The organism is Vibrio sp. Vb0937 (assembly GCF_033338855.1).
Genome location: NZ_JAWOTK010000024.1, coordinates 41,136 through 50,685, shown reverse-complemented (window position 1 = coordinate 50,685; position 9,550 = coordinate 41,136). Strand labels below are relative to the sequence as shown.

Genomic DNA, 9,550 nt, shown 5'->3' with positions numbered 1-9,550 from the left:
ATGGCTGGGCAGTTTAAGATGGATTCCATCCCGGGATCGCTTGTGGTAGTTGGCGGTACTTATGAGCCTTGGTTATCGGTACTGGAGCAAGTGGGCTGGAAGTGTCACCAAGTAGGTGACTTACGCAAAGCTAATACGCTGTTAGAAGATATTGGTCCATGTATCGGTATTGTTGATCTCAGCCATGACGAGTTCAGCTTGAATGGTTTGGCGAACTTAGTCAGCTCTCACAAACACGTACGTTGGTTAGCGTTTATTCGTGAATCTCAGCTTGGCACTGACACCATATGCCAGTTCATTGTTAACTTTTGTATCGACTTTTTCACAGCGCCGATCCCAGATGCACAGTTATTAAGCACAATAGGTCACCAGCTTGGCATGCTTAAGTTGGAGAAAAAAGTTTGGCCTAGTTTTGGTAGCAGTTTAGATATGGGTCTGATCGGTGAATCTATCCCGATGAAACGTTTACGCGATCAAGTGAAGCGCATTGGTCCAACGGACGTCAGCATTCTGATTTCTGGGGAAAGTGGGACTGGTAAAGAGGCGGTTGCTAGGGCCATCCATAAAGTCTCTTCACGCTCTCATAAACCGTTTATGGCAATTAACTGTCGCGCACTCAATGAACAACGTTTCCAAGCTGAAGTATTTGGTATTAACGCCGATGAAGATATGGAAGCATGCCTGCTTGAACAAGCAGATGGTGGCACCGTGTTGTTTAATGACATTCTTACCATTTCAAAAGAGCAGCAAATGAATCTGCTGAGATTCTTGCAAGAAGGCACCATTGATACCAAAGATGGCGTAAAAGCGGTTAACGTACGCATTCTTGCTGCTAACTCGTCAGATGTTGAAAAAGCTTTGATTGACGGTGACTTCAATGAAGAACTTTACCATTACATCAACGTTCTGCGCATCAATGTCCCTAGCTTGAAAGAACGTGCGAGTGACATCGCATTGCTGGCTCGTTTCTACTTACAAGAGTTCTCAAAAGAGTACAACTCGCAAGCAAAAAGCTTTTCTGAGGATGCATTCAAGGCACTGACACGTTATTTCTGGCCTGGAAATGTGCGTGAGCTGATGAACCAAGTGAAGCGAGCGGTATTAATGTCCGACAGCGTAATGATTGAAGAGCATCACTTAGATTTACCTCAACGTAATGACTCAAAGCGCAGCTTGAAATCAATCCGAGAGAAGAGTGAACGTGATGCGTTGCTGGTTGTTTTGGAATCTCATTCTGGTCAAGTTTCAAATGCGGCGAAAGAGCTCGGAGTTTCGCGTGCAACCATGTATCGACTACTTAATAAACATAACTTGATTTCCGAACAAGCCATGTAGTTGGCCTTTCCCTGTGTCAAATAGGCGAATAAATACAATAAAAGAGAGTGGCCACAGAGCCGCTCTTTTTATTTTTTGTTTGGTTTGATTTATAAAATCCGCAAATTTATATATTCCTCAGGTGAATATGTTATACATAAAAGTATATGAAACTAAATTGCGGTGTATTGATTTGTTTTTAATCAAAAAGGCAAAAAATGTTTGATATATATTCATCAAAGCTTACAATTTAACCGTAACTCAATGAGTTATACCTTTCATAAACGGATTAATTTTTAGCTAGGAGGCGCAAGATGAAACATTACGTTGTTAACACCACTGCTTGCGCTGATCGTATGCCTATCGCTCCGATAACCCTTAAATCGGATGATACCAATACCACTGGCTCACAAGATAAAAATTAATCCGTAACCTATCATATTTATTACTAGGCTGCGGGAAAGTAGCGGCTTAGTATCAACAGAATATTTCTGTTCATTTTACGCACTATTTTTCCCAGTCGAATACATCGATAATCGGAGAAAATATTATGCGTCACTCTATTTACTTACAATTGGCCACTTTGCTATTGAAAGCAGACCTTAAACGCGAAGAAAAGCAATGGCAGCGAACCATACGCCGAACTGCTCATGATATTCCATGGACGAATGTCCATCTATTGAGGGATATTGGTTTAGATCGCGATGGGCGTTCTACACGTGCCAATGTTCCGGATGCAGTAAAAGTTGAACGTCGAGTTCGTCACCTTCGTCGAGTCTTAACGTCGCGAATAATGACGTAATCGTTAGCGTGTTGGGCTGACTGAGTTGCTAACGAGTCATTCAACACGCTTAACTTTTTATATGAAGTATGACTTCATTGGATAAACAGCTGATCTTGAAGATCAGCTGTTTTCGTTTGAAGGTGGTACTGTTAAGGGCAAGGATTCGAGTAAGTTGTACCTATTGCTTGAATTTCAGTAAGTAGTTCGTCGCTAAGTTGCAAATCAATACTGTCGATATTGGCTTTTAATTGGTCTAGGTTTGTTGCTCCTATAATGTTAGAAGCAACAAATGGACGCTGATTGACAAACGCGAGCGCCATTTGTGCAGGGTTTAGACCATGCTCTTGAGCTAAATTGACGTAAGCTTCGGTCGCTTTAACACCTTGTGGAGTGAAGTAGCGCGCAAAACGCTCCCACTTAGTGCATCGAGCGCCTTCAGGTTTTGCCCCGTGTAGGTATTTACCACTCAGGCAGCCAAATGCCAAAGGAGAGTAGGCAAGTAACTGAACGCCTTCGTAATGGCTGATTTCAGACAAGCCAACTTCGAAGCTGCGGTTCAATAAGTTATATGGGTTTTGAATGGAGACAATTCTTGGCAAATCGTGTTTTTCTGCCAAACGCAGTAGCGACATCACCCCCCACGGCGTCTCGTTGGATACGCCGATATAGCGCACTTTACCTGCATTCACTAATTCAGTAAGCGCTTCCAACGTTTCAATTAACGTGACTTCTTCTTGTTTGTCAGGGTATGGGTAGTTGAGTTGACCAAAGCAGTTGGTTTGACGCTGCGGCCAATGTAGTTGGTACAAATCGACATAATCGGTTTGTAGACGATTAAGGCTGTCATCAATTGCTGTATGGATGTGGCGACGATTAAGGCTCATGTTGTCTCTAATGTGAGGAACATTGCGAGGGCCTGCCACTTTTGTTGCCAGTACTACTTTTTCTCTTTTGCCGCTTTTTGCCAACCAATTACCGATGTATTGCTCGGTGAGCCCTTGTGTTTCCGAGTTTGGCGGTACAGGGTACATCTCTGCGGTATCGATGAAGTTCACACCATGATCGAGGGCAAAGTCGAGCTGTTCAAAGGCGTCCTTTTCTGTGTTTTGCTCGCCAAACGTCATAGTGCCGAGGCAGATTTTACTGAGCTCAAGTGATGAGTGCGGTAGTTTTGTGTATTGCATATCACGTCCTTGAAGAGTTACCGACTAAATAAGTGACTCCAATATAGGGGATTTTTAGCCGCAATCGCAAATGATTTACGTATAAAGGAAGAGCAAACTCGAAAGCTACAGTTAGCCTAACTACACTTAAATGATCGTGTGAAGGAGGTATGTTATGCAGAAGCATCAATTGGACATGTGGCTACATGGTCCACATAAAGATACTTATAAAACTCCCAAAGTATTTGTGATTGGGTGTTCTGATGTCTCTGACTATCTTTTAGCTGTGGAGTACAAGCATCAACTTGAGCCAATTAAAGACGGTGAAGACCCGATACATTTTGGCTCTCTAGACTTAGTAAAAGAAGAACTATTGAGGCTAGGGGTCGATAAAGCGTATTTAAGGCTGCGCAATGCGTATGACGAATGTGGCACTGAAGAGGCAGCCTCGTAATGCGATATTGAGTTATCGCTCGTGACGCACTAAATAGCTGATATGGTTTTATTCTGGTTGAGTGTTAATGTAGTGCTTGAGTAAGATCTGTTCAGTAAACTGTGTTCTAAGGTAAAAGCCTCGGGGCAGAGTTTTCATCGGCTTACCATTTGAGTTGTATGCTTCGGTGAGCGCTTTTGCATTTGCGGCTTTAGGGCGAAGATGCAGCGCTTCCCCGTGTCTGGCGGAAATTTGATCAAATCTTCCCAAGACGATCATCTCCATTAACTCTTCCCAGTCATTTCGCAAAATCCGCTCTTCTTCTTCATCTGGTGACCAAATGAGTGGACTGCCCACACGTCTTTCAGCGAGTGGGATTTCTCGTTCTCCTTCTACGGGTACCCAAAGCACACGAGATAGCTTGTTTCGAACATGACTTGTTTCCCATGTAAGACCATGAACACCAGTGAGGGGAGCCACAGAAACAAAAGTTGTTTCTAAAGGTTTGCCAGAATAACTGATCGGAATACTCTTCAACTCGATCCCTAGTTTTGCGAAATCTTGTTGAGGTTTACTGCCAGCTGGAGCGCCCAAGTGCCATTCGAGTAATTGACCCACCCAACCTTTGTCACGTTTTAAGTTTTCAGGAACAATCATATTCGCCTCGGCGGCCAACTCAGCAAAACTAAGTCCTGCCATATCATGCGCTCGTTCCAATAGCTCTGCTTCTGTTTGTGGTTCTGGTTTCATAGTTACAAGGTGGTATTACAAAAAATATAGTTTATCAAACTCCGACCAAATCTACTGTTTAAGATTTCACCGAGGCGGTGTAAGAACGATCAATTCATAACTTATCCACAGGTGGAGGAGGTGTTGATAAGATCCTGACGGGGTCTGTATGAATAAACAGGGGTTAAAATGCATTTTTGGGGTTGATTTTGTTGTAATCATCTAAACGAATAGCAGGTAAGTGTGGATAAATAGCCTGTTGGTGGATCTTTGACCGATCTGGGTTTGGTGAAAAGATCATCAAGAAATTGAAGATCGAATTATCGTTGTTTTTAAAAATAAATACTTTTTTATCAATGTTTTATGTTTGTTTTTTTGTTTATTCATTTGTTTTTCATTTGATGGGATTGAACTGAATTACTCATTTGAATTGAATTCTTCACAAAGTTATTCACAGAAAAGGTGAATAAATGTGGGCAATGTCTCACTCTTGTGTTGATAAGGTATGGTTTGATTAAAAGATATCCAAAAATGCTGAAAAGGTAATAAATCTTGCTCATATCACATCAGTAAGTTTGCTAGTAATGGGGATATGTGGAAAAATCACGGTAATAAAAAATTTATTCATAGAGGTTAGCCAGTGATAGATGGCGATGGTTACCGACTTAATGTTGGTATTGTGATATGTAATAACCATGGTCAGGTCTTCTGGGCTAAACGATACGGGCAACACTCATGGCAATTTCCACAAGGTGGGATTGACGAAGGTGAAACCCCTGAACAAGCCATGTTCAGGGAGTTATACGAAGAAGTCGGTTTAACGAAAAAAGACGTTAAGATCATTGCAACAAGTCGTCATTGGTTAAGATATAAGCTACCAAAGCGATTGGTGCGTTGGGACTCCAAGCCTGTTTGTATCGGCCAAAAACAGAAATGGTTTCTGCTGAGATTAGAATGCGATGAGTCTCGCATTAATATGCAACGCGGAAAATCCCCTGAATTTGATGGTTGGCGCTGGGTAAGTTACTGGTATCCAGTTAGGCAAGTTGTTTCTTTCAAGCGAGATGTTTATCGACGAGCGATGAAAGAATTTGCATCCTTAGCCATGCCTTTTCGAGAGAGAAAAGCGAAAGGGAAAAGAAAAAAGCAACGTAGAGGATAATCATGCTCAGTCAGCTAAGGGAAATAGTTGAGAAAGTCTCCAGGGTCGATGATGTGCATCTGGCACTCGATATATTGGTGAAAGAGACTTGTGCTGCCCTTAGTACTGAGTGCTGTACTATCTATCTTGCTAATGAAGAAATGCAGCGCCTTGAGTTAATGGCAACTCAAGGCCTTATTTTTGAAGGTGATAGTATTCATATCAACTTCAATGAAGGCTTGGTTGGGTTGGTAAAACGAAGCGCTGAACCCCTTAACCTTGCCGAAGCCTCAAAACATCCCGAGTTCAAATTCTTTCCTCAACTCGGCGAACAGATTTACCACTCTTTTTTAGCTACTCCAATCATTCATCGTAAACAAGTTTTAGGTGTGTTGGTGATCCAACAAAAAACGCCGCGCTTGTTTAGTGAAATGGAAGAATCGTTTCTTGTTACCTTATCCGCTCAGTTAGCGGTGCTCATTGCACATGCGCAGAATCTTGGGCATTGGCAGTTAGCATCTAAACCCACGGTATTAAAAGGTTTGCCTGCGTCTACTGGTGTCGCGATTGGAGAGTTTTGGTTCGACAATACCCAGCCGAGTTTATCGGATGTTTTCCCTTCGTCCACGTTAGATAAGGAACGCGAGCACGAGACCCTACTGGTGGCCATAGAGCGAGCGTTAAATGACTTTCGCCGTATGCGGAAAAAGCTGGACAGTGAAATCAACAAAGATGCGCTGGCGATCTTCGATCTGTTTACTCACTTACTGAATGATCCGATGCTTCGCGGTGATTTGAAGAAGCAGATTGAAAAAGGAGATAGGGCAGACTGGGCGTTACGCCAAGTTGTAGAGTCATACTCGAATCGATTTGCAAGAATGTCGGATGTATACATGCGTGAAAGAGCGCAAGATATCCGAGAGTTAGGGCAAAGGCTGCTCTATTTTCTGCACAACAGTGAGCAAGAAAATTCTGCAATTGATCGTCCCATTATTTTGGTGGCGAACGAACTCACTGCCACCTTGCTCGCTTCTGTACCTAAAGAGTTTTTGTTAGCCGTCGTATCATTAGAGGGAGGCGCAAACTCTCACGCTGCCATTTTATCTCGAGCTCTTGGGGTCCCTGCAGTCATGGGCGCCAACATTAATCCGGATGTGGTGAATGGCAAACTCGGGATAGTCGACGGCTATACGGGTGAGATCTTCTTAGAGCCAAACCGCCAGTTGTTGCGAGAGTATCGCAGCTTAGTAAGCGAAGAGTCTGAACTGTTTGCCATGGTAAACAAGGACCTCGCACTCCCTGCGGTTACGCAAGATAATCACCATATCGAAATTATGCTGAATGCGGGACTCAGTGCAGACAGTAATATTGCCATCAACACAGGTGTTGATGGTGTTGGGTTGTACCGAACTGAGATTGCATTTTTACTTCAGCATCACTTTCCTTCGGAAGATGAGCAGTATCATCAATACCAAGCAATACTTAACAGCTATCCGAATCAACGAGTAGTGATGCGTACTTTGGATATTGGTGGTGACAAACCTTTGCCGTATTTGCCCATTGAAGAAGATAATCCGTTTCTAGGCTGGCGTGGCATTCGTTTTACATTGGATCATCCAGACATTTTCTTGATCCAGCTGCGTGCAATGTTAAGAGCGAGTGCAGAAAGCGGAAACTTAAGTATCTTATTGCCAATGGTGTCAGGGGTAAAAGAGCTAGACGATGCCATTAGCTTGATTAATCAAGCTCACAGCGAAGCCGTTTTGCTTGATGATAGAATTCAATTCCCACAAATTGGGGTCATGATTGAAGTACCATCGATGGTGTATCTGTTGCCAACGATTGCTCACCGTGTTGATTTTGTTTCTGTCGGGACCAACGATTTAACTCAGTATTTATTAGCGGTAGATAGGAACAATTCGCGCGTAGCGGATGTCTATGAATCTATGCATCCTGCGGTACTGTTAGCGCTTAAGCAAATCCATGAGGTGTGTGATAAATATCAGGTGCCCGTGTGTATTTGTGGTGAGCTAGCGGGTGATCCATTTGGCGCTCTTCTCTTACTTGGGTTAGGGTATACCAGTTTGAGTATGAACACCTCCAACGTGGCTAAGGTGAAATATTTGATTCGTCATAGTCAACAAGAAGAATTAGAAAAATTAGCGGAGCAAGCAATGACAAAATCCTATGGGGAGGACATTCATCAAATGATGCATGACTTCTTCATTCAACAGGGCTTTGCGGGCTTTATCCGTGCAGGTAAAAAGTAGGAAATCGTGACCGTCTCTTTATTTTTGTTATTGTTGGCGCTAGGCGCTTTTGTGGGTGTGATGGCGGGGTTACTCGGTATCGGTGGTGGTTTGATTGTTGTTCCTGCCTTGTTGTATTTGCTTCCTCTTGCTGGGATCTCTCCAGAAATGAGTATGCACATGGCCTTAGCCACTTCGTTAGCGAGTATTATTGTCACGTCTGGCTCATCGGCGATGAATCACCTTAAGCTCGGCAATGTCGATATGTTTGTCGTAAAATGGTTGATGCCTGGTGTGGTCATTGGTGGCTTTGTTGGTGCCAATATTGCTGAGTGGATCCCTACACACTATTTGCCGAAAGTGTTTGGTGTCATTGTTCTTTGCCTGTCAGTACAAATGTTTCGTTCCATTAAAGTTACGAGCAGTAAACCTATGCCGAGCAGCCCTGTGACTGTAGTTTACGGCATGGGAATTGGTGTCGTATCAAGCCTTGCTGGTATTGGTGGTGGCTCACTGTCGGTACCATTTTTAAATAAACATGGGATAGAGATGCGTAAAGCGGTGGGCTCATCCTCCGTTTGTGGTTGCGTGATTGCTATTTCTGGTATGATCGGCTTCATCTTACATGGCTATAAAGTGGAAGGCTTACCTTCATACAGTATTGGTTATGTTTATCTTCCCGCTTTATTAGCGATTGCTATGGCCTCGATGCTCACAACAAAAGTGGGTGCGAAGCTGGCAACTAACCTTCCAACTGCGGTATTAAAAAAGATATTCGCGGTGTTCTTAATGTTTGTTGCAGCGACCATGCTGCTCTAAGTTTGTACCCAAGTCATTCTCGCTGAACCAAGCATCTAGAGGTTACTTGGGTATATTTATTTTGTTGTGATAAGAAGAGAATGATTTATGTCTCAGGGATATATTGAATTTCCCAATATTGATCCGGTTTTAATCTCTATTGGTCCTGTTTCGGTTCGTTGGTACGGTTTGATGTACCTTGTGGGCTTTATGTTTGCTCTATGGTTAGCGAACCGACGTGCGGATAAGCCTGGAAGTGGTTGGACACGAGAGCAGGTTTCTGATTTGTTGTTCGCAGGCTTCCTTGGCGTGGTGATTGGTGGCCGTGTAGGCTACGTGCTTTTCTACAATTTTGAGCTCTTCCTGGCTGACCCTTTGTATCTATTTAAAGTGTGGACCGGTGGTATGTCTTTCCACGGGGGCTTACTGGGTGTGATTACTGCGATGTTCTGGTATGCACACAAAAACGGGCGAACTTTCTTCGGTGTTGCTGACTTTATCGCGCCGCTTGTGCCATTTGGTTTGGGTATGGGGCGTTTAGGTAACTTCATGAACAGCGAGTTGTGGGGCCGAGTAACGGATGTGCCTTGGGCGATCGTTTTCCCAAATGGCGGTCCACTGCCACGTCATCCATCGCAGCTTTATGAAATGGCGCTTGAAGGTATCGTACTTTTCTTCATCTTGAATTGGTTCATCAAGAAACCTCGTCCTCTAGGTTCTGTTTCAGGGCTATTTTTAGCTGGATATGGTACATTCCGCTTCTTAGTTGAGTACGTGCGCGAACCAGACGCTCATTTGGGTTTATTCGGTGGCTTTATTTCCATGGGACAGATTTTATCCCTGCCAATGGTGGTTATCGGTGTCCTCATGATGGTTTGGGCATACAAACGTGGTCATTACAAAGACGAATTACCACAAAAGACGAAGTAAGGTATTGGT

General features: G+C 43.5%; 9 protein-coding genes. 7 read left to right on the top strand and 2 right to left on the bottom strand.

What is annotated here, in order from left to right:
- Entirely contained in the window at window positions 1–1,335 is a 1,335-nt protein-coding gene (gene vpsR, locus R7P67_RS19485; protein ID WP_017635067.1) for a cyclic-di-GMP-binding transcriptional regulator VpsR, read from the top strand.
- Between the two features lie 529 nt (window positions 1,336–1,864).
- Complete coding sequence (locus R7P67_RS19480) at window positions 1,865–2,116, top strand: hypothetical protein (protein WP_005381776.1); 252 nt, start codon at window positions 1,865–1,867, stop codon at window positions 2,114–2,116.
- A gap of 131 nt (window positions 2,117–2,247) precedes the next feature.
- Here the strand turns inward: R7P67_RS19480 and R7P67_RS19475 are convergent, their stop codons facing one another.
- Window positions 2,248–3,282 carry an NADP(H)-dependent aldo-keto reductase gene (locus R7P67_RS19475; RefSeq protein WP_262652791.1) on the bottom strand — a complete coding sequence of 345 codons (1,035 nt, stop codon included), beginning with the start codon at window positions 3,280–3,282 and terminating at the stop codon, window positions 2,248–2,250.
- 154 nt (window positions 3,283–3,436) lie between these two features.
- On the opposite strand from R7P67_RS19475, the gene R7P67_RS19470 reads away from it, so the two are divergent.
- Window positions 3,437–3,715, top strand: a complete 279-nt coding sequence (locus R7P67_RS19470) for a DUF6482 family protein (RefSeq protein WP_318086046.1) — start codon at window positions 3,437–3,439, stop codon at window positions 3,713–3,715.
- A 48-nt stretch (window positions 3,716–3,763) separates the two neighbouring features.
- On the opposite strand, the gene mutH is transcribed toward R7P67_RS19470, so the two are convergent.
- Window positions 3,764–4,444: a DNA mismatch repair endonuclease MutH gene (gene mutH / locus R7P67_RS19465; protein ID WP_017821501.1), complete on the bottom strand. Its 681-nt coding sequence runs from the start codon at window positions 4,442–4,444 to the stop codon at window positions 3,764–3,766.
- A 619-nt stretch (window positions 4,445–5,063) separates the two neighbouring features.
- On the opposite strand from mutH, the gene rppH reads away from it, so the two are divergent.
- The 4 genes from rppH (at window position 5,064) to lgt (ending at window position 9,541) form a co-directional block, all read left to right on the top strand.
- Entirely contained in the window at window positions 5,064–5,585 is a 522-nt protein-coding gene (rppH, locus tag R7P67_RS19460) for an RNA pyrophosphohydrolase (protein ID WP_005381953.1), read from the top strand.
- A gap of 2 nt (window positions 5,586–5,587) precedes the next feature.
- Complete coding sequence (gene ptsP / locus R7P67_RS19455) at window positions 5,588–7,834, top strand: phosphoenolpyruvate--protein phosphotransferase (protein WP_005385966.1); 2,247 nt, start codon at window positions 5,588–5,590, stop codon at window positions 7,832–7,834.
- A 6-nt stretch (window positions 7,835–7,840) separates the two neighbouring features.
- Window positions 7,841–8,632 (top strand): sulfite exporter TauE/SafE family protein, encoded by a 792-nt coding sequence (locus R7P67_RS19450; protein WP_213972908.1) that lies wholly within the window; start codon window positions 7,841–7,843, stop codon window positions 8,630–8,632.
- A gap of 87 nt (window positions 8,633–8,719) precedes the next feature.
- Window positions 8,720–9,541, top strand: a complete 822-nt coding sequence (gene lgt, locus R7P67_RS19445) for a prolipoprotein diacylglyceryl transferase (RefSeq protein WP_005381948.1) — start codon at window positions 8,720–8,722, stop codon at window positions 9,539–9,541.
- Window positions 9,542–9,550: the final 9 nt, after the last annotated feature.

Excerpts from the sequence above, each read along its gene's own strand:
- vpsR (WP_017635067.1), top strand. The coding sequence starts at position 1 with ATGGCTGGGCAGTTTAAGATGGATTCCATCCCGGGATCGCTTGTGGTA.
- R7P67_RS19480 (WP_005381776.1), top strand. The coding sequence starts at position 1,865 with ATGCGTCACTCTATTTACTTACAATTGGCCACTTTGCTATTGAAAGCA.
- R7P67_RS19475 (WP_262652791.1), bottom strand. The coding sequence starts at position 3,282 with ATGCAATACACAAAACTACCGCACTCATCACTTGAGCTCAGTAAAATC.
- R7P67_RS19470 (WP_318086046.1), top strand. The coding sequence starts at position 3,437 with ATGCAGAAGCATCAATTGGACATGTGGCTACATGGTCCACATAAAGAT.
- mutH (WP_017821501.1), bottom strand. The coding sequence starts at position 4,444 with ATGAAACCAGAACCACAAACAGAAGCAGAGCTATTGGAACGAGCGCAT.
- ptsP (WP_005385966.1), top strand. The coding sequence starts at position 5,588 with ATGCTCAGTCAGCTAAGGGAAATAGTTGAGAAAGTCTCCAGGGTCGAT.
- lgt (WP_005381948.1), top strand. The coding sequence starts at position 8,720 with ATGTCTCAGGGATATATTGAATTTCCCAATATTGATCCGGTTTTAATC.